Below are 20,140 nucleotides of genomic sequence, written 5' to 3'. Positions count from 1 at the left end.
AAATAAATTTTATTTAGCTTTGTCTGATGTTGGTAAAAATGACGCCGTCATTTTATTAGCAAAAAGCCTGTTTTTTGACTCTTTGTGGGGAAAGTTTGGAGAGTTGGCATTGTTTTTGATGAGTGGTTTGGTGGCAGAGATGGGATTTACAGCTGGTTATTTAGTGAGCGATTTAGGCGCTGGTTTTGTTAATTGTCAGTCCAGCGTATGCCTGTATAGGTATCTACATAGTGCAGTTGAAGCTCGCACCTTCATGGCTATCTACGCCTGTTTGGCGGGTGCAGTACATGGAAGCAGCAGTGTACTGATCATAGGGATGTGAACATACGGATGTGAACATACGGGGAGGTGAACATTAGGGATGTAAATATTAGGGATGTGAACATAGGAATGCGAAACAACAGAGGTGTACATATGTTGCTATTTTGTTTTCATTGGCGGTGAATTCGTGGTATTCAATTTGCCTGTGCACCAAGGTTACGCGGTCGTCCTTGATGAAATCTGAGGGAAACTCTATATTTCGCACATTTATTTTCAATAATATTATTAGCTTACACTGGGGCTTTTTAGTAAGTCGCACAAAAAGGAACTTGGATTGACTCATTTTTTGGCAAAAAAAGGCCATTTGTGGAAATGAAATGAGCAATTCAATCCTTCCTTGCCGATGCAGTATCTTTACAACGCTCGGCAAAAAATAAAGGGAAGAACAAGGAGGAAACCGAATGTCTTTATCACCAGCTTTTTTAAGCCGGATCCATCGTCTGTATACAGGATTGACCAATTTCGCCCATTCATCGAAACCGGCAGGCGCGGGGCTCTTCATCGTGCTGGCCTGTTTCATGGGAGCACTGCAGGGCTGTGACGGAAGTGAAAGCGCGCCGACTGCGCGACTTACGGCAATGGAATCGTCTAACGTGCCGGGCCGAATGGAACTCGATGGTAGTTTTTCCGTTGCAGGCGGTGAGAGAAAACTGGTTTCTCATACTTACACAGTAAAAAACCTGGATACGGGCGAAACCATCTATGGGCCGGTTACCATTCAGGGCGGGCCGAACCGGGGGCCGTTGAAAGTCCATCCCTACGCCGATACCGCCTCAAGCAATGGCGTCAAAGACGTTTCGGGGAACTACCAGGCGACGCTTACCGTCATGGACGATGTGGGCCAGACGCACACCGCAGTGACAAATTTCGCCCTGGGTGGAGCGGTTTCTTACGCTATCGAGGACTGCGATGCAACCTGTTCTCTTGCCAGCGGCAATTCAAACCAGGTGGTGTGCACCCTAAACACCAGCTGTAATCAAGCGGTTTTCTGGACCAACATTGCCACCCAGGCAAGCCCCCTCAACAGCGCCGTAGACGAGAATACAACTTTATGGATACAGGCTATCGGCGCCGGAGGAGGTAATGGCACTAACGCGACTTTCGGCGGAGGATCGGGAGCAGGCGGAAAAGGAGGCTTTGCCCAGGTGGTAACCACAGGCAACGATTATGGAATGCTGTTCGGAAACGCGATTTTCTACTACTACCTAGGGCAAGCGGGAAGTCACGATGACAGCGGCGGGGCCGGAGGCGCCGCCACGATCGTGGCGAGCTTTGAGCCGAACGGCTCCCTGCCACACAGCGATATTGTTCTAATCGCCGGCGGCGGTGGTGGTGGCGGCGAGGGCAGCGCCTTCTACAGCGGTTCCATGCAAGGCGGCGGCGGTGGCAACGGCGGCTTCGCGTATTCAAGCCAGGTCGGCAAATCGGCAACGGGCGCAGGCGCAAACGCGTTTTACGATGGTCTGCCTTCTTTGGGGGGCTCTTGGTTCACCAATACCAATGGCATGGGCGGAGGCGGAACCGATTGCTCGGAAGGCGTGGCCTGCGGAGGCGATGGCCATAACGGCGGGTATCAGGGGTTCGGCGGAGCGTCGGGCGGTTCGGGTTCCGAAGGATCAAAGGGCTGGATAAACGGTGGCCCCGCTCTGGCGGTCAATGCCGGGAAAGGTGGTGAGGGCGGTAACCCAGCCTCCTGCGGCGGGGGCGGAGGTGGCGGCGGCTACGGTGGCGGTGGCAGCGGTACCATATATGGCACGTATGCTTCTGGTGGTGACCATTACCGGTGTTATGGCGGTGGCGGGGGCGGTAGTTATGCGATGCCTTCAACCAAGACGGACAGCAAGGCCCCGACGTCCTATGGCGGAAACTCCGGAAACGGAGAAGTCCTTTTCATCTTCAACACAGATCCCTCATAGAAGGTGTCTGATACGTGCTGGGTTGAAAAACATCAAGACTAGCAAGTCGACAAAAGTCATTTGCGTCTTTTGTTGAAGAGCAACTCACAAATATGAATAAGTGTCGCGTAGCCGACACTTTATTTGGCTGTTGAACAAGCCCGTCGCTTTATTAAGTCAATTGCTCTGATGCGCACAGGAAGGAGCTGCGCCCGTCATTGCTTGGCAGGCGAGCGCCGCCATAACCATTTATGCCCCAAAGCGTGTTGGCCTTGGAATGAAGGTTTGCCATTTCTATGGTTTGCTTGATTTGTATTTAGCGACATGCTCGTTAATTAAATGGGTTGAAGGTCGTACCTTCTTGGTTATTTAACGCCTGCCCGGCGGGGGATGTGCAAGCACTCTTTTGGCACGCTGTGAATACATCCTTATACGCTTCACGGCGGCGTCCATGCCGCCGAGAGCCAAAATTGTGCTTACACTGGGGTTTAACAGTTTCTTCGATTTGGCTTTATCTGTTACTCGCTGATACAAGCCATTATTTTTAAGGAGGAAAGCACTAGAATGTGACTATACGTGTTGAATGCCAACTACAAAATAGATTAAAGTATGACCAATTAAGGACAGAGCTAGGTCAACTCGAAACTAACATCGACTGCGCCATTCAGGGAATGAAAAAGCCAAACACATGCGCCAATCACCTCCTTTAGAAGATTACTCTGAACCTACTTATTTACATGCTTGGTCTCCTACCTTACAAGGTCTCACTAAAAGTTGTTATAGGGCATTCAGACCCAGCTACCTAATTTTTAGAATTTATGTCCATACAGAGGGATTATGGGAAGTCAAAACCAAATAAAATCTAAGTTGCTTGAAATGGAAGGCGGAAAATTTCAAAGACTCTGTGATGATTGGCTGCATCGAAAGGGGTATGAAAATATAAACCCAATCGGAATGATGGATATTACCGATAGGGTGGTTAAAGGCACACCCGACTGTTTGTTAATGCAGGCAAATGGAAAATATATTTTTTCAGAATATACCGTTCAACAGGAACGTCTAGCCAACAAACTAAAAGATGACATTGAAAAGTGCTTTGACGAAAATAAAACAAGCATTCCAGTAGATAAAATCAGTGAAATAATCATATGCTATCTGGGTAAACTATCAACGGAAGAAATCAACCAACTCAGGACTCTTTGCTACGATAGAGGAGTAATGTTAACTCTTAATGGACTTGATTCAATTTCATTAAGTATTAAAAATTCCTATCCCGTCTTGTCGGAAACTTATTTAGATTTACCTTTAGATACTGGCCAATTGTTGAGCGTTGATGATTTTGTCGAGAGGTACTGTAGGAGTAACTTTACAACGTCTATAGACAATGAATTGCTGTTCTGTGACGACTTGTTGAGTAATGCGGTTCGAACACTGGAATCATCAAACTTCTTGCTTGTATCAGGTGCAGCCGGATTAGGGAAAACACTATTTTCAGTCACTTTGGCAAAACGAATTCAGAAAGAGAATGAAAATATCAATGTTATTTGTCTTTTTGATAAAGGCGCAGACCTAATAAGGGATGTTACAGCGTACTTTAGTGAGCCTGGTGATTATTTGATTTTTGTTGATGATGCTAACAGATTGGATAACAGGCTTGACTATATTCTTCATTATCTAACAGAGAAAGATGGAAGCCGAAGTTTTCGCATCGTTGCCACGGTGAGAGATTATGCGCGAACTTCTGTAATCGAAAAAGTTAGCAAATACACTGAACTTCATGAGCAGGTTATTACGCCGTTAACCGACGAACAAATTAAAGAACTGGCTGAATCAATATTTGGAATTAAGAATGGGGAGTATAAAAAACGGATACAAGAAATATCCTGCGGCAATCCGCGATTGGCTGTGATGGCATCAAAAGTTGCCATAGAGACAAATCAAATACAATCCATTCAAAATGTCACTTCCTTGTATAGCGATTACTTTGGCGAAAATGAAAACGTAAAACTTGTTCTTGAAGATGAAAGGCTAGTTCTCGCGGCTTGTGCCATTTCGTTTTTTAGAAAGATTGACAAACTTAATGAACAACAAATGGGGATGGTAGAGAACTCTTTCGGCATACAGGCTGAGGAGTTTTGGGAACTTGTTGATATCTTGCATAAAAGTGAGTTGGTGGATTTGTATGAAAATGAAGTGGTAAAAATATCCGACCAAGTTTTATCTACCTATCTTTTTTATATAGCCGTCTTTGAAAAAAAGACAATACCATTTTCATCAATTGTTAAGGACTTCTATCCAGACTATACCGGGACTATTGTTGATTCACTTAATCCTATCATTAGTGCATTTGACCAAAGGAAAGTTGTTGCTGGCATCAGAAGTGAGGTTAAAGACATATTTGAAAAGTATTCTGAAAATGAGAATGTCGATAAATCAATAGAGTTTTTAAGCACTTTTTGGTTTGCTTTACCAACAGAGGCTTTGGTTTTTTCATCAAAGGTTATTAACGGAATGCCTGACGTTGATATTGATTGGAAAGGTGAAAGTTATGAAGAGGCTAATAACGAGGCAGATAAATCATCTTTAATCAGTTTGCTGACAAGTTTTAGGTTTTATGATGATCAAGAATTTAAAATGTCTTTTGAATTGCTGCTTCTATATCTTGCTAAAAGTAAGGTGTCCCTTGGCTTTGTAATACGAGCACTGTCAGAACGTTACAATTTTAAGCCTAATGATTGTCGATACGGCTATTATGTACAATCGTTCATTGTTGATAAGTTGATAGAGCAAATGGACAAAGGGGAGAACTACTTATTTAGTCGGCTTTTTATTTTAACGGCTAGCTACCTGCTAAAAATTGAGCACAGCGAGCATCAGTGGTCTAGCGGTGATGCAATAAACATTATAAATTTTAGGCTATCTCCTGATGAATACCTACTCGCTTTAAGAGATAAGATTATCTCAAATTTATCTTTTTTAATGGATAAGGATGAGTTTCAACCTTTCGTTGTTGACGTAATTAAAGAGTACATAGGTAGAGCAAGATATGAAGGCGCGAATATGGCTAAGGCTGATCTTCTTTTTTTTGAACGATATTTTGTTAAAAAGTTAGACAAAGATAATTTGTCTCACTGCATGATGATGAAAGACTATTGTGAGCACCTTGAATCTTTGGAATTGAACTATCCAATAGAATGGAAAGAAGAGTTCTTTAATGAAACGCTAGAACTTTCAAACTTACTTCTTGAAGATAGGCATGAACGGCGCATGCTTGAAATGGGTTATGAGGAATACAATCAATACCGCCATCAGTGTTTAGTTAAGCATTTCAAGGGTATTTCAATAGCAAATTTCATTGATTTCATTGATAGGTGTAAAGAATTGAATAGTGCTTTGTCAGGTAGAGATAGGAACTACTCCTTAAAAAATGGAATTGAAATGAGTCTTCGTGCAATCGCTGATTCAGTACCAGAACTCTTTCCTGATATTGTATCTAGTTACATGGATTATGATGACTCTTTTGAAGTAAACCCTCATTTCATAGTAACCGACCTGTTTAAGTCTCAATCGAGCGAAGATGTTTTCTTATTGTTAAACAGCAAAGAATATCGATGGAAGAAACTATGGTTATCTACTTATTTTGCATTATTACCAGAGGAGTCCATTGTTGATAATGACGCGAACTTATTAATAGAGCATATCAGTACCACTCCAAGCAATGAATTGCGAGGTTGGCTAGATTATTTGGATAAGTATAAGCATGTTGACGATGCTATATATTGCAAAATTGTCAGAATTCTAACGGATAAATCCAGTGAAGATGCTAACTATGCAAGATCACTAGAGTACCTATTTAGCAGTCAATGCAGTATATTTGGTAATTGGTTTGAAGTATTTGAGCCAGACGAGGAATTGGTTTTTGATGCGTACTTAGCCGCCTGCAGTCTAGGGTGCTACTGGGATTATTCTGGCGACGCTTTAAAGCATCTTTTGGATAGACGGTTCGAGTTTTTATATAAATTGATCGATAAAATATATGAAAAGGAAAGATGGCCTGGTTTGCACACAGATATGCCAGAGTTAAATTTTTTGTGGGAAAGAGAGGGCTACCTCGAAGAAATTGAAGAATACGCGAAATACCTTCAGAGTAAAGATGAACATTCTTTCAGGTATAGAGAAAATATATTCACTAAGTTATTCACTAAAGAAAAAGGGAAAGCTGAATCGGAAGAAGTGGTTCAGAAAAAACATGGTTTTTTCCGTAATGCCGTCAAGAAAAATGCAACGGATATTAAATTTATGTGCTTTTTATTTAATTCTGCAAAATACCTTGGTGAAGAATTTAGGCGGGAAATATTAGGTTTGTTTCTTAGTAAAAATGATAACTTTCAGGACTTTCAAGCGTTAGACTATGAACTAACTACTTGGTCGTGGTCAGGAAGTCGAGTTCCCATCTTGGAGCGAGAAAGGAATTTTCTTGAAAGTTTGCTGCCGCTTTTTAATTCCATTAAGTTTCTTGAGCATAAATCCTATGTAGAGATACAAATTGAGGATAAATTAAAATCTATTGAATATGAAAAGAAGAGAGATTATCTGGAAAGCAGATAGCTTGATATGTAGTGAAAGAACGCTGCCCTATAACAAGTTGCTGCACGCGGATGAATTACTCGCCGCGCTCCTAATTTACCGGTGAGCAAGGCATTGTCCCATAGAAATTTCTATCCGAAACTGACAAGTTAGAGTTAAGGCTTTAACTCAAAAATGTCCAAAAATGAGTTGAGTAGTAGCAAGCTTTTAAGGTTTTCGGATGCAGCGCTAAAAAAGTGTCTGTTCGAGTCGTTTAAAACGGATTTAAGTTTATTGAGGGGAGAGGGCACGGGCTGCTAGCTCGTGGGTGAGTGAGCAGTGGATGATTTGCTGAAGCCTGTTTGCCAACTCACAGTGTTGGCCGTCAAAGCCTGCTTATGTAAAACAAGTTTTGGCTGGGCGACGCAAGACAGCGCCAGACTCGGTTTGGAGTCTGTCGCTGTCGGTGGATTTTACGCTAAGGCTTGGCTTATGAGCGCTTCTTCCACAGCATGACGCCGGCGACGATGATCACCAGGGCGATGATGGGGAGTAGGTCGTTAAGGTGGTGGAACAGACCTATGCCATTGTGTCCTGGGTGTGCCCAAGCCGCTGCAGGAAGAAGGCTAGCGAGTAGTAGTGAGGCTTTTTTCATTGTAATACTCCATATATGTTTGGTTTTATTCATCGGTTTCTAGCTCTAGTTGCATCAGCAGCAATTCTTCCCCTTCGATGATGCGGGTCTCATAGCTGTGACAACTAGGACAAATGACACTTCGTTCTTTAATGGTATGAGTGCTTTGGCAAGCCTGGCACTCGAGCACCAATTCTTGATGTAGAATCTCCAGCTCCGCCTCTCTGGCGCGTCCCTCCAGCTTGAAGGTTTCAAACGCCGTCGCCAGTAGGGCGGGTTCGACGCCGCTCAGGACGCCGATTTTAATCACCACCTTAGTGATCTTGCTCGCCTGATTGGCGATGGCGTGCTGTTCACACTGTTCCAGCAGGGCGGTGACAATCGAATACTCGTGCATTAACAGATCCTTGGCAGCAGTTCACCCTGGGGCAGGTCGAGGTAGCGGCTGCTGCCCCATGGGGTCTTGAGGACCACTTTACCCGGATGAGTCTCTTCCACATGACCTATGATGGCCGCCTCTTGGCAGTGGCCGTAACGCTTGATGATCTCCAGTGCACCTTCGGCAATCTCACCCGGTACCGCCAGGATGAAGGTGCCTTCGTTGGCTAGGTCATGAGGCTCGAAGCCATAGAGCTCGCATAGCCCTTTAACCTCGTCGCACACGGGGATCTTGCTCTCTTCGACACTGATCCCCACCTCGGAGGCGCTGGCCCATTCGTTGAGCACCGCCGCCAGGCCGCCACGAGTGGCGTCGCGCATGGCATGCACCTCTATGTTGCAGGCGATCAGCTGCTCGACCACGGGCCAGAGGTTGGCGCAGTCACTGACCAGCTCTGATTCCAGCGAGAGCCCCTCACGGGCCATCAGGATGGCGGCGCCGTGGCGGCCGATGTCGCCGGAGACCAGGATGGCATCGCCGGGACGCAGGTTTTTCACCGAGATCTGTGGCTTCAACACGCGGCCTACGCCAGAGGTGTTGATAAACAGGCCATCGGCGCAGCCCTTAGGCACTACCTTGGTATCGCCGCAGACGATGCGGGTACCGCTCTTGTGCAGCTCCTCGGCCATGCTATCGACGATGGTTTTCAGATCCTTGATGGCAAAGCCTTCTTCTATGATGAAGCTGCAGCTCAGATACTGAGGTTCGGCGCCCATCATGGCGAGATCGTTGACCGTCCCCGCAATGGCGAGCTTGCCTATGTTGCCACCTGCAAAAAACAGCGGCGACACAGTGAAGGAGTCTGTGGTAAAGGCGGCCTGACCCTCGAAGTGGAGCAGGGCGGCGTCTTCTTCGCTCGCCAAGATAGGGTTGTTGAAGGCCTTGAAGAAGATCGACTTGATCAGACGATTCATCTCCTTGCCGCCACCGCCGTGACTGAGTTGTACGGTTTTTTCATTATCGGCCATGATTAGACTCCGTTATAGCGGTAATAGGCGTTGCAGGCGCCTTCGGAGCTGACCATGCAGCTACCGAGCGGCGTTTCCGGGGTGCAGCCGCGGCCGAAGACCTTACAGTCTTTCGGCTTGGCGATACCCCTGAGGATGTCGCCACACTGGCAGGCCTTGTGATCGTCGATATCGGGAACGTTCAGCTTCTCACGGTAGATCACCTCGGCGTCGCGGTGGGCAAACTCAGGCTTTAGCATCAGGGCGGACTCGCCCAGCGGCCCCAGACCGCGCCAGCGGAAATGCGGCCTGATGGTGAGGTATTGATCCACCTTCTGCTGGGCGTGGACGTTGCCTTCCTCGCTGACGGCGCGGCTATATTGCACGTCTAACTCGGCGACGCCATCGACCTTCTGCTTGACGATGCGCAGGATAGATTCCATCACATCCACAGGCTCAAACCCAGATACCACTACGGGGGTGCCGTATTGGGTCACGGCCGGGCGGTATAGCTTGGCACCCGAGATCACGCTCACGTGAGCCGGGCCGATAAAGGCATTCACCTTGGCCTGGGGATCGGCCATCACGGCGTCGATGGCTGGTGGCACCAGCACGTGGTTGATATGAAACAGCAGGTTATCTATCCCTTGCTGCTCGGCTTGTTCGATCAGCACCGCCGTCATGGGCGTCGAGGTCTCGAAACCTATGGCGAAGAAGATCACCTGCTTGCCAGGGTTTTCCTTGGCGATGGTCAGGGCATCCAGCGGGTCGTAGAGGGGGCGGATATCGCAGCCCTTGGCGCGAAACTCCGCCAGGCTACCGTTGGAGCCGGGCACGCGGATCATATCCCCAAGGGTCACCAAAATTACGTCTGGCTGTGAGGCCAGGATGGCGGCGTGGTCGATGCGCTCTTTGGGCATGACACACACGGGGCAGCCGGGGCCATGCACAAATTCGATATTGTCTGGCAGTAGCTGGTTGAGGCCATATTTCATGATGGTGTGGGTATGACCGCCGCACACCTCCATGATGTAGATGTTGCCGTCATGCTTGGCGGCGTGCAGGGCGATCTCCTTGGCCAGATTGTGTATGGTCTCGGGATCTCTAAAGCCCTGATATAGCTGCTTGAGCGCTATCATGACTGGGCCTCCTGCTCATTCATCTTTTCGACGATCTCCTGATACAGGGCCAGGCTCTTTTCGGCGTCGGCCTTATCTATCTTGTTCATCACGAAGCCGATATGGATAAGCACATAGTCGTCGAGCGCCAGCGGCTCATTCATCAGGTGGCTGCTGACCTTACGCTTGACCCCCAGGGTCTCGACGGTGACCGCCTGCTCGTCGGGATGCAGCGCCACAATTCTCGATGGTATAGACAAACACATGATTAAACGCTCCTGTGGCTATTGAGCCATTCCACTACGGCGCGCATGCTGTCGCCATCTTTGATGGAGGTGGTGATCACCTGGGCGTCGGGGTTGAGACGTTTGACCTGGGCCCTGGCTTCTTCGACGCTAAAGTCGAAGTGTTGCAGCAGATCCGCCTTAGTGATCAGTACCAGATCGGCCTTGCGGAACATTACCGGGTATTTCTCAATCTTGTCGTCGCCCTCGGGGACGGAGACCAGCACTATGTTGTAATGGGTGCCCACGTCGTAGGAGGCGGGGCAGACCAGGTTGCCGACGTTTTCCACGAAGCAGATATCCAGCGGGGCCAGATCCACGTGATGCAGGGCGTCGTGCACCATGAAGGCGTCGAGGTGACAGGCGGAGCCGGTCTGGATCTGAAAGGCGGGGATCCCCTTGGCGGTGAGTCGGTCGGCGTCGCGGGAGGTCTCTAAGTCGCCTTCGACCACGCCATAGTTTAAGTCTGTGTACTCTTTGAGATGTTCAAGCAGTGTGGTCTTGCCGCTGCCTGGGCTGCTCATCAGGTTGAAGGCGGTGATATTGTGGGCCTCGAAATGGGCACGGTTATGGGCCGCTTCGTGGTCGTTCTTGTCGAGGATCTTATGGATGACAGACAGGGTCTTCTTGTCATTGAGCTGAGGATTGCTACGAACCGTACCGTGGTCGTGATGATGGGAATGACCGTGTGCGTGGCTATGATCATGCTCATGGCTGTGATCGTGGCTGTGATCATGCTCATGGCTGTGATCTCGGGTAATAGAGCAGCCGCAGTCTTTACACATAATGAACTCCATAAATCTAAGGCGTTTATGCCATTTTGCGCTAGGGACCCGGTGACTTCATTGACCCGGGTCAGTTTTAGGCAAAGTCCTGTTAATCAAATTGGCTCAAACCGTTAGCGGAACGCGTTTTCCGTCGACGTTTGCGCCTCGTTATCTTGGTGAATGGCGTACCAGAGTTGCCCCAGGGCAATGCCGCCATCGTTAACCGGTACCTGATGTGAATCCAGCACCTTAATCTTAGCCATGCTCAATCGTTTACGTGTCTCGCCGAGCAGATAGCGGTTTTGAAATACGCCGCCGCAAAGCGCCACGCTCAGGGCGCTATGTTTACGCGCGCAGTCGGTAACCGCCTGTGCCAGGGCGTTCATGAAGGCGCGGGCGATAAGGCTTATGCCATCGGGCTTGTCCTGCCAATGCAGCAGGGCATCCACCATCTGCTCCCACAGGGATGCGAGCTGCCAGACTCCATCCTCTTCGGTCAGGCAAAAGACAATGCCTGATTCGCTATGCTGCGCCGCGCTGATCTCGTTGGCCTTGGCTTCGATCAACATGCCGGCCTGACCTTCAAACTGGGTGGTTTGCATCAGGTTCAGCAGGCAGGCGGTGGCGTCGAACAAACGGCCGATGGAGCTGGTCATCTGGGTGGCGACGCCTTTGTGCCACAGGGTATGCAGGTTGCCGATAAGGCTCGTGGGTAACTCGTTGAGCGCCTTGAGTGGCAGTTTTTTAAGCGTTTCAGGCGAGTAGCGCTCAAACAGCAACGCCAGCATGATACGGCGAGGATCTTTAATGGCCTGCTCGCCGCCGATCAGCGCCATGGGGCTAAGATGGGCGACGCGCTGGTAACCGGACACATCGGCGATCAAGGCTTCGCCGCCCCAGAGCTGGCGCCCATCGCCGAGGCCCGTGCCGTCGAAACTAAAGCCCAGCACCTTGTCGCTAGTCTGGTTGACGGCCATGACGCTCAGGATGTGGGCATAGTGGTGCTGCACCTGAGTGCAGGGGATGCCTAGTGCGTCCTTCTGCGCTAGCGCCCAGACTGTCGAGGCGTAGTCGGGATGTTTGTCGCTTACCAGATGTTTGGCACTGAACTGGTAGAGACGCTTAAAGGTCGCCAGGGTGTCGATAAAATATTGCTCCGCCTCCAGGCTGAAGAGATCGCCGATGTGAGGGCTGAGAACCAGGTTATGATCAAACCCGAAGGCGATGCTGTTTTTCTGCTGGGCGCCCACCGCCAAGGTTTCCTGAGGCACGGCCTGTGGCAGCGCCAGGGTCAGCGGCGCATAGCCGCGCGCCAGACGAATGACCTGCAGCTTGTCATCCACCATCTGCACCACGCTGTCGTCACAGCCGTTGAGGATCTCGCGGTTGTGATCCAGCACGGCGTCGACCACCTCGCCAAGCAGTGCGAAGATATCCTCGGCATGTGTGATGATGGGCTCACCGCTGCGGTTGGCACTGGTGGCCACCAAGGGACGGTTTAGCCTAGTGAGTAGCAGCTGGTGTAAGGGCGTATAAGGCAGAAACAGCCCGAGTCGGTCGATGCCGGGGGCCACTGCCGGGCTGAGTAGATCGCAGCTGGGCGATTTTTGCAGCAGGGTGATGGGCCGCTCGGCGCTTTGCAGCAGTTGCCACTCGGCGTCACTGCCTGTCGCTAGCTTCTGGGCCATCTCTACTGAGGCGCACATCACGGCGAAGGGCTTGGCCGGGCGCTGTTTGCGTCTGCGTAGTCGCTGCACCGCTTCATCATTGGTGGCATCGCACACCAGATGAAAACCGCCCAGTCCCTTGATAGCCAGGGTCTTGCCCTGGGCAAGTAGTTCTACCGCCAGATCCAGTGCGTGGTTTCTTTCTGCCAGCGGCATTTGCCCTGCGTCTAACAAACTCAGCTGCGGGCCGCAATCTGGGCAGCTTACCGGCTGGGCGTGGTAGCGCCTGTCCAGCGGGTCTTGATAGGCCGCGGCGCAGGCATCGCACATGGCAAATTCGGCCATGGCGGTGTTGGGTCTGTCGTAGGGCAGGGCGCGGATCAGCGTATATCTGGGGCCGCAGTTAGTGCAGTTGGTAAAGGGGTACTGGTAGTGGCGGTTGCTGGGGTCCATGATCTCATCGAGACATTCTGACAACTGCTCTTGTCGCTCGATACCGCCACCACAGCCTTGGCGTCGGCCTGGCTGTGGGTGATTTCGAAGCTGTCACAGGCCTGTAGCGGGATCTCTACCTGGCTCAGGCTGTCGATGCGCGCCAAAGGTGGTGGTGTTTCGTTAAGCGCCTCGACAAAAGCGTCTATGGCCTGGGCTGTGCCCTGCAGCTCCACGGTGACGCCCTTGCTGTGGTTGAAGGTCAGGCCCAGCAGGCCAAGCTCGGTGGCCCAGCGGTAAACGAAGGGGCGAAAACCAACCCCCTGGACGATACCTGTGATGTCCAGCCTGACTCGCTTAATCGTCTCGATGGACGCTTGCAGCTTGGCAGACATGCTATAGCCTACGTTTCTTCAGCATTAGGGCACCGATAGCATGGTTGTTGCCATCAATTTCCAACTGCTGGTTGTGCTTGAGAGGAAAGTTTTTGCCCACACGTAGCGCGACACGCTGACACAATACTGGGTTAGCCCATTCGCTACCGGCCAGTGCCACCGACTTGACCCCCAGGTTAAGATCCAGATGTTCAATCCAGTTTGCCAGGTAGTCGGCGAAGGAGTCGTGCATGCCAAAGGCGAGTTTTTGGCTGTCCCTGTCGTCGGCCAGTCGGAAGCTGATCAGCGTCCCCAGCGTCTTACACCAGTTGAGGCTGCGATAGGCCTCGCCGCGGGTGAGCGGATAGTCGATGCGCGGCGAGTTGCTGCCTCTATGGGCCTGGGCGGCGGCCATCAGGGCGTCGTTGAGATCGCCTACACTCAGGGAGCGGCTCTCGAGGCCCAAGATCACCGCGCCAACGGCCCAGAGGGCGCTCAGGCTATGGCGCTCGGCGGGAAGTTTCAGATCCAGCAGCCTGAGGTAGTCTTCGGGATAACGCTGCTTAAACTTCTCCAGCACCTTGCGCTGTGGGCTCTGCTCCAGCTGATGATAGATGTCGTAACCAGTCTCGGGTAGCTCGGGCAGGGCGAAGAAACGCTCGGCCTCGCATTTACCATCCAGGGTGTAGATGTGCCCGCCATGATCGCGGCTAAGATAGATGATGGCGCTGTGCTTACCTAAGCCATGCTCGAGATTGACGCTGTGCAGGGCGCACAGTGCCAGCTCGTCATCACTCAGGGTACTTGTCGTCATTGCGCCGCGGCGCGACTTCACATCGCTGCCTTGCTCAAGTAGGTAATGGCCACCCTGTTTGTCGCTGTGGCTGGCGTAGTAACTCGTGTCTTTGCCGTTGAGTAGCACTTCTTCATGTAGCGGCTGCTTGGGCGAGTCTATGCGCAGGCTTTTTGGCGCTTTCGTGTAGATCTCGGCCCATTGGCCGTCGATATAGGCTAGCGCCTCACACTGGGCGGGATCATTCAGGTAGATCCAATCTGTGCCATGCTGGCGTAGGTGCTCGGCCAGGATCACCAGCAGGCGGTTGTAGGCAAAGCAGAGATCGTACAAGGGCTGCTTGAGTTTTGGATGATCTTTGATGGGCCGTACGCAGATGAGGGGTTTCTCTATGCTCGACAGTGCCAGCACCTGAGGATCGCTGAGGTGGAACTGGGCATTTAAGGTGTTGGGATTACAGATCAGCAGGCGAGGGCGCGCCGGGCCGTCAATTGGGCTAAGGCTCAGATGAATGTCGCCCGCCAGTTTGAGTTCGCCCTGGGTGAGCAGACGCTGATACATGGCCTGAATATCGCCTGCGGTGAGGCCGCGATACGCCTCATGGATGCGCTGCTCGCCGTGGCAGCAGTCGCAGCCGAGATCCAGTTGGCCAAATGCGGCTGCCTGATTGTCGCCAAAGTGGGGCGCGCACTGCTGACAAAATTCCTGGGTCAATGGCTGGGTTGCCAAGGGCTCGGTACTGCCGCTTGGCGCGTCGACCAGGGCGATGCGCGAATCTTTGAGCCAGACTGAGATGAGAAAGTCCTGGGCTATCTCATCGGCCAGGGTTTCCAGCTCGCTCTGTTTGCCCTCGGCCTCGATAAAATAGGCGCCGCCCTGGTAGCCGATATGGATATTTAGTTCACCATAATTTAGGTATCGGTTACATAAGTGCGCGTAAAGCGGCACCTGCCGTGAGCAGGTAAATTCAAATTTGATTGTCTTCATCTAGGGTTACACCGCGCTTATAAGAATCTGGAATGAGCGTTTCTATTGCCAAGTCGTTGATGCGTTCGATCTCGAATCCGAGGGACTTGAAATGGGTGAGTATTGTCGTTTCCATCAGGGGAACGGCGGCGGCGACACTCGGGGTGAGTCCCAGTGTCATAGGTTCGAGTACGGTTGGCGTACAGCCAAGTACGAAGGTTTTCGGTCTGTCTCCGACCATCTCCATCATGGTCAATGTTTGTAACATCTCCACCTCATGTGCGCTTCCTTGCCAATCGATTTCACTGGGAGCCTTGTCGAAATCGAAAAAATAGACCTCTCCTGGGCCGACGCCGTGGGCGTTGACCGTATCTACCACCACAAGATAGTCGTATTTACAGATAATGGGAATTAGCCCTTGGGCTAAGGTGCCACCATCCATCACATCGAGTCGATGCGACGGATGGCTAAAGCGATAGTTTTCTTGCAGGTAATTGACAAAATGTACGCCGATCCCTTCATCGGCGTACAGCACATTACCAATACCGAGTAACAGTATTTTCATGGCGCCCTTATTTAGTGTTTCTTAGGATGGTAGTCATAGCCAGAGACGATGGAATCTACCGAATTATGTTTAAATCTGATGCCGGTCCAGACCGCCATATAGACGTGGATCACCACAAAGATAATAAACACCCAAGTAAAGTAATGGTGCCAGATCCGTACCTGGGCTAGGCCACCCATGGCGCCGGTTACCCAGGCCGCCATGTCAGCTAACATGCCGCCAAGGCCGAGATGATAGACGTTGGCGTACAGTGCCAGACCAGTGATGCAGATCAGCACTGCAATCACAGACACGGCAAAGTAGGTGACAAACTGCAAGGGGCCATACACGCCTTTCTTGTCCAGGTGTCCCATCCAGAGGTAGGACTTGAGCTGCACTATCCAGCTGTTGACGCTGGTGACGTCCTTGAAGGAGCGCCGCTCAATGTCACTCTTGCTGAAGAAGAACAGGTAGGCCCTGGCAATTGTGATGGCACACAGCACGAAGCCGAAGATCAGGTGGGCAAATCTTACCCACCCCTGTACCAACACATCCGTGCTGCTTGGCGCCACCAAAAACGGCCAGGCAATATAGAAGCCGGTTATGACAAGAACCAGTATGGAGAGCGCTCGCAACCAGTGAAAAATCCTGATCGCGGCGCTGAAGATAAAGGCTCTCTCATAGGGTACATTGGTTGTAGCCATGAGTTGCTCCTTAGTTATTGCCGTTTGGGTCGATACGGAACTCACCCAGATCTTGGCCCTTATAGTCCATCACATGTACCGAACAGGCCATACAAGGGTCGAACGAGTGAATGATACGTATCACTTCCAGTGGTTTAGTCGGGTCTTCCAGCTTGAGGCCTAACAGCGATGCCTCATAGGGACCTACCTTGCCGGCAGCATCCACTGGGCCCGCGTTCCAGGTGGTGGGCACCACAGCCTGATAGTTCTCCACCAGACCGTTCTTGATGCGGATCCAGTGGCTGAGCATGCCGCGCGGCGCCTCGATCATGGCGTGGCCCACATACTCCTTGCTTGGATCTATCTCCGGCTGCACATAGGTGGCTTCGTCTACCAGCAGGTTGTCGATCAGCGCATCGAAGGTTTTGAGGCCCTCTTCGGCGACGATCACCGTCTGTAACATACGCGCCGCGGTGCGACCGAGCGTAGTGAACAGGGCTTCAACCGGCAGGCCAGTGGCTTCCAGCAGGCCATTGACCGCATCGACCACCACCTTGTTACCACGGGCGTAGCTGACCAGCAGGCTTGAGAGCGGACCCACTTCCACCGGCTCACCTTGGTAGCGAGGCGACTTCACCCAGCTGTACTTGCCGTCACCATCTAGGGTCGGCAGCTTGCCGTAGACGGTGTCGCGCTCCACAAAACCTGTGTAGTTCGGCACTGTGGTGCCGTCATAAGGATGTTGTGGCTCGTTGGCGTCGTACCAGGCGTGGCTCACGTCTTCTTTAATCAGATCTGGGTTGATGTCGGTGACATTGGCCAGATCGCCATTCATGATCACGCCTTGGTCGAACATGTACTGACCATCGGCAAGCACGAAGTCGTTGGTGGCCAGAAAGTTCTTCACGTTGACGCCGCCCAGTACGCTAGGTTCGCCGCCGAAGGCTTCGGCCGCCATGACGATATCCGCCTTATAGGCACGATGAATAAAGTCGGTCACTATGGCGTGTTTCTGTTTCCACTCCTGCAGGCGGGCAGGGCTGAGCATATCGCGCACCGAGGTGACACCACCGACGACCAGTGATTGTGGATGCGGCTGCTTACCCCCGAAGATGGCCAGCATCTCGGCGGCAACGCGCTGTACTTCCAATGCCTTGAGGTAGTGTGACAGGGCGATCAGGTTCTGCTCTGGGGTGAACTTATATGTGCCGTTGCCCCAGTAGGCGTTGGCGAAGGGGCCGAGCTTACCGGTTTCCACAAAGCCTTTGACCCGTTCCTGTACGGCGCGCAGTTCACCTTCGCCGGCGGCGATGGGGTTATGGGTGTATTTCAGGGCAACCTGGGCGGCAGCGGCTGGATCGGCGCTCAGGGCCGAGACCACATCTACCCAGTCCAGACCATGGAGGTGGTAGAAGTGCACTATGTGGTCATGCATATAGAGCGAGGTCTGCATGAGCGAGCGCAGGTACTTGGCGTTCAGCGGGATCTTCACCCCTAAGGCGTTCTCGACGGCTTCGGTACCGCAGCGATAGTGTGAATAGGTACAGACACCACAGATACGCTGCACGATAAGGCCCACATCCATCGGCGTACGGCCCTTGAGGATCACCTCGATGCCGCGCCACAGAGTGGAGGAGGACCAGGCTTTTTGAACAACATTATTTTCGTCGACTTCGACCTCGATACGCAGATGGCCTTCGATACGAGTGATAGGGTCGATAACTACACGTTTGCTCATTGAATTAGTCCTCCTTCGAATTGGCAAATACGCTGGCAACAGCGTGAGCGCCGATACCTACAGCTGTGGCACCCAAGATCACTGCGCCGACGGTATCGGCCGTTGCGTCCAGCCCATGAAGGAGCTGTCTGCCAAGGGGTTTTTCAAAGTCGGCCATGTCGTCCCAGAAGTTAGGCTCGGAGCAGCCCATACATCCGTGACCCGCAAGTACCGGCCAACTGGTGTGGTGATTGAATCTTTCTGTGGGGCAGTTGTTATAGGTATAAGGCCCTTTACATCCCACTTTATAGAGGCAGTAGCCCTCTTTCGCGCCTTCATCGCCGAACTGCTCGACAAATTCACCGGCATCGAAGCGACCACGACGCTCACAGTTATCGTGAACCCGTGCGCCGTAGGCCCACTTAGGACGGTTGAACATATCCAGTGCAGGCAGTTTGCCGAACATGATGAAATACATCAGGGTGCCGACAATGTTCTTCTCGCTAGGTGGACAGCCACCTAAGTTAACCACTGTCTTGTTGACCACCTTATCGACACCTTTAGCGCCAGTTGGGTTCGGGGCGGCGGCCTGTACACCACCGAAGGAGGCGCAGGTACCGACAGAGATGATCGCCGCGGCGCCTTCGGCGGCGTGGTGGATGATCTCAAGGCCAGTATGACCCTTACAGCCAACGGTGAGGAAGGCACCGTTGTTGGCCGTCGGGATAGCGCCCTCTACGGCCAGCAGGTAGTTACCCTTGTAGGCTTCCAGTGCGTGTTCCAGGTTCTCTTCGGCTTGCCAACCGGCGGCGGCCATCAGGGTTTCATGGTATTCCAATGAAACGTGGTCGAAGATCAGCGAGTCGAGGTTAGGGGTATCGGCACGAACCAGAGATTCTGAGCAGCCGGTACATTCGGCCATGTGTAACCAGATCAGTGGCACCCGGTCGGCCAGCTCGGCGGCTTCGGCGACTAAGGTGCTAAAGGGGAGCGGTAACGCCAACATGGCGGTGACGGCGGCGCTCCATTTCATAAAGTCTCGGCGGGTGATGCCATGCTCTTCCATCTTGTCTTGCAATGTCTGAGCATGACGAGGCGCCAAGCGACGTAACTCTTCGAGGCGTGCTTGGCCTTGTTGATATAAGGCGGCATGTGTGTCCATGGTTAACCCTTTGTTTTCATTTTGATGCGAAAATGTAGTGGCACGATTCAGTAACTTAGTTTAGGCCTCAAATTCGGCGCGATTGTTGATGTATGTCAACATTTAGAAACCTTGTGATTCGCAAGGGCTTTTAAGCTTGCATAGGTATGAGCTGGATCAAGTTTATTTAAAAACATGGGACAAAATGTCCTATTTGCTAACAATATTGGGAGTCAGCTCAAATTCTTATGCTGTTACGCAAATGTTTGTTTTCTTTGCTTATAAATAAAATTGGTTAAAACTTCGGCTTTTTAGACCAACCTTAATTACACTTAAGGTGCGGACACGATTAAGGAGTCAGAATATGGAATCGATGAAAGTCGTTGATTATATGGATCGCCAGCCGGTGTTATTAGAGGCAGACATGACACTGGCGGCCGCGGTCGAAAAGCTGCTCTCACAAAAAAAATTAGGCGCAGCCGTGGTCGATGCACAGGGTCATTTGGTGGGGTTTTTGTCGCAACAAGATTGTTTAGCCGTGATGTTAAAGAGTACCTATCACTGCGATCTCACCGCCAATGTGAGTGATTGCATGCGCACCGACGTGCTGACCGTCTCTAAGGACGAGCCCATCATTAGCCTGGCCGAGCAGATGCTGCTGCCAAAGCCCAAGATCTATCCGGTGATCGACCAGGGCAGGGTGGTCGGCATCATAGATAGAAATGCCGTGCTCCGGGCGATAAACACCTCGATGCAGGAGTGTTATCTCAAGCCTGCCTAAGTTAATGCTTATGTTCACCTTTTTATCTTTCGCCCTCATGCGGTAAGCCAGATAATTGGATGAACAATTTC

At 51.3% G+C, this 20,140-nt stretch carries 15 protein-coding genes and 1 pseudogene; 4 read left to right on the top strand and 12 right to left on the bottom strand.

The window, feature by feature from the left end:
- Positions 1 to 19 precede the first annotated feature (19 nt).
- From DB48_RS17395 to DB48_RS17380, 3 genes are all read left to right on the top strand, one after another.
- Positions 20 to 322 carry a hypothetical protein gene (locus DB48_RS17395; RefSeq protein ID WP_041511463.1) on the top strand — a complete coding sequence of 101 codons (303 nt, stop codon included), beginning with the start codon at positions 20 to 22 and terminating at the stop codon, positions 320 to 322.
- Between the two features lie 400 nt (positions 323 to 722).
- Positions 723 to 2,237, top strand: a complete 1,515-nt coding sequence (locus tag DB48_RS20165; protein WP_152619194.1) for a hypothetical protein — start codon at positions 723 to 725, stop codon at positions 2,235 to 2,237.
- Between the two features lie 816 nt (positions 2,238 to 3,053).
- Positions 3,054 to 6,824: a DNA replication protein gene (locus DB48_RS17380; protein WP_041511460.1), complete on the top strand. Its 3,771-nt coding sequence runs from the start codon at positions 3,054 to 3,056 to the stop codon at positions 6,822 to 6,824.
- A gap of 448 nt (positions 6,825 to 7,272) precedes the next feature.
- Here DB48_RS17380 and DB48_RS20315 read toward each other — a convergent pair whose 3' ends face one another.
- The 12 genes and pseudogenes from DB48_RS20315 to hyaA all read right to left on the bottom strand — a co-directional run bounded on the left by DB48_RS20315 (position 7,273) and on the right by hyaA (position 19,309).
- Positions 7,273 to 7,437, bottom strand: coding sequence for a hypothetical protein (locus DB48_RS20315; protein WP_181006099.1), 165 nt, complete (start codon positions 7,435 to 7,437; stop codon positions 7,273 to 7,275).
- A gap of 25 nt (positions 7,438 to 7,462) precedes the next feature.
- Positions 7,463 to 7,813 carry a hydrogenase/urease nickel incorporation protein HypA gene (gene hypA, locus DB48_RS17375; RefSeq protein WP_011865553.1) on the bottom strand — a complete coding sequence of 117 codons (351 nt, stop codon included), beginning with the start codon at positions 7,811 to 7,813 and terminating at the stop codon, positions 7,463 to 7,465.
- A complete protein-coding gene (hypE, locus tag DB48_RS17370) occupies positions 7,813 to 8,823 on the bottom strand; it encodes a hydrogenase expression/formation protein HypE (RefSeq protein WP_041511459.1) in 1,011 nt (336 codons plus the stop codon). Before hypE ends, hypA begins: the two co-directional genes overlap by 1 nt.
- A 2-nt stretch (positions 8,824 to 8,825) precedes the next feature.
- A complete protein-coding gene (gene hypD, locus DB48_RS17365; protein WP_041511458.1) occupies positions 8,826 to 9,941 on the bottom strand; it encodes a hydrogenase formation protein HypD in 1,116 nt (371 codons plus the stop codon).
- Positions 9,938 to 10,186, bottom strand: a complete 249-nt coding sequence (locus DB48_RS17360) for a HypC/HybG/HupF family hydrogenase formation chaperone (RefSeq protein ID WP_041511457.1) — start codon at positions 10,184 to 10,186, stop codon at positions 9,938 to 9,940. Before DB48_RS17360 ends, hypD begins: the two co-directional genes overlap by 4 nt.
- 2 nt (positions 10,187 to 10,188) lie before the next feature.
- On the bottom strand, positions 10,189 to 10,989 hold the full coding sequence (gene hypB / locus DB48_RS17355; protein ID WP_041511456.1) for a hydrogenase nickel incorporation protein HypB: 801 nt from the start codon (positions 10,987 to 10,989) through the stop codon (positions 10,189 to 10,191).
- 113 nt (positions 10,990 to 11,102) lie between these two features.
- Positions 11,103 to 13,465: pseudogene (hypF, locus tag DB48_RS17350) on the bottom strand (carbamoyltransferase HypF).
- 1 nt (position 13,466) lies between these two features.
- Positions 13,467 to 15,224 carry a hypothetical protein gene (locus DB48_RS17345; RefSeq protein ID WP_041511455.1) on the bottom strand — a complete coding sequence of 586 codons (1,758 nt, stop codon included), beginning with the start codon at positions 15,222 to 15,224 and terminating at the stop codon, positions 13,467 to 13,469.
- Complete coding sequence (locus DB48_RS17340) at positions 15,205 to 15,768, bottom strand: HyaD/HybD family hydrogenase maturation endopeptidase (RefSeq protein WP_041511454.1); 564 nt, start codon at positions 15,766 to 15,768, stop codon at positions 15,205 to 15,207. The genes DB48_RS17345 and DB48_RS17340 overlap by 20 nt, the downstream gene beginning before the upstream one ends.
- An 11-nt stretch (positions 15,769 to 15,779) precedes the next feature.
- Positions 15,780 to 16,451, bottom strand: coding sequence for a Ni/Fe-hydrogenase, b-type cytochrome subunit (gene cybH / locus DB48_RS17335; protein ID WP_041511453.1), 672 nt, complete (start codon positions 16,449 to 16,451; stop codon positions 15,780 to 15,782).
- Between the two features lie 10 nt (positions 16,452 to 16,461).
- Complete coding sequence (gene hyaB / locus DB48_RS17330; RefSeq protein WP_041511452.1) at positions 16,462 to 18,168, bottom strand: nickel-dependent hydrogenase large subunit; 1,707 nt, start codon at positions 18,166 to 18,168, stop codon at positions 16,462 to 16,464.
- Positions 18,169 to 18,172: 4 nt separating this feature from the next.
- The gene (gene hyaA, locus DB48_RS17325; RefSeq protein ID WP_041511451.1) at positions 18,173 to 19,309 is read right to left on the bottom strand and encodes a nickel-dependent hydrogenase small subunit; all 1,137 of its coding nucleotides are present in this window, start codon (positions 19,307 to 19,309) and stop codon (positions 18,173 to 18,175) included.
- A gap of 343 nt (positions 19,310 to 19,652) precedes the next feature.
- On the opposite strand from hyaA, the gene DB48_RS17320 reads away from it, so the two are divergent.
- On the top strand, positions 19,653 to 20,069 hold the full coding sequence (locus DB48_RS17320; protein WP_041511450.1) for a CBS domain-containing protein: 417 nt from the start codon (positions 19,653 to 19,655) through the stop codon (positions 20,067 to 20,069).
- The last annotated feature ends 71 nt before the right edge of the window (positions 20,070 to 20,140 follow it).

Source organism: Shewanella sp. cp20 (genome assembly GCF_000832025.1).
In the GTDB taxonomy this organism is placed as follows: Bacteria; Pseudomonadota; Gammaproteobacteria; order Enterobacterales; family Shewanellaceae; genus Shewanella.
This window is presented reverse-complemented; position numbering and strand designations above follow the sequence as displayed.

Coding starts and splice junctions, on each gene's coding strand:
- cybH (WP_041511453.1), bottom strand. CDS start 16,451: ATGGCTACAACCAATGTACCCTATGAGAGAGCCTTTATCTTCAGCGCC.
- DB48_RS17360 (WP_041511457.1), bottom strand. CDS start 10,186: ATGTGTTTGTCTATACCATCGAGAATTGTGGCGCTGCATCCCGACGAG.
- hyaB (WP_041511452.1), bottom strand. CDS start 18,168: ATGAGCAAACGTGTAGTTATCGACCCTATCACTCGTATCGAAGGCCAT.
- hypE (WP_041511459.1), bottom strand. CDS start 8,823: ATGGCCGATAATGAAAAAACCGTACAACTCAGTCACGGCGGTGGCGGC.
- DB48_RS17380 (WP_041511460.1), top strand. CDS start 3,054: ATGGGAAGTCAAAACCAAATAAAATCTAAGTTGCTTGAAATGGAAGGC.
- hypA (WP_011865553.1), bottom strand. CDS start 7,813: ATGCACGAGTATTCGATTGTCACCGCCCTGCTGGAACAGTGTGAACAG.
- DB48_RS20315 (WP_181006099.1), bottom strand. CDS start 7,437: ATGAAAAAAGCCTCACTACTACTCGCTAGCCTTCTTCCTGCAGCGGCT.
- hypD (WP_041511458.1), bottom strand. CDS start 9,941: ATGATAGCGCTCAAGCAGCTATATCAGGGCTTTAGAGATCCCGAGACC.
- DB48_RS17345 (WP_041511455.1), bottom strand. CDS start 15,224: ATGAAGACAATCAAATTTGAATTTACCTGCTCACGGCAGGTGCCGCTT.
- DB48_RS17320 (WP_041511450.1), top strand. CDS start 19,653: ATGGAATCGATGAAAGTCGTTGATTATATGGATCGCCAGCCGGTGTTA.
- DB48_RS20165 (WP_152619194.1), top strand. CDS start 723: ATGTCTTTATCACCAGCTTTTTTAAGCCGGATCCATCGTCTGTATACA.
- hypB (WP_041511456.1), bottom strand. CDS start 10,989: ATGTGTAAAGACTGCGGCTGCTCTATTACCCGAGATCACAGCCATGAG.
- DB48_RS17340 (WP_041511454.1), bottom strand. CDS start 15,768: ATGAAAATACTGTTACTCGGTATTGGTAATGTGCTGTACGCCGATGAA.
- hyaA (WP_041511451.1), bottom strand. CDS start 19,309: ATGGACACACATGCCGCCTTATATCAACAAGGCCAAGCACGCCTCGAA.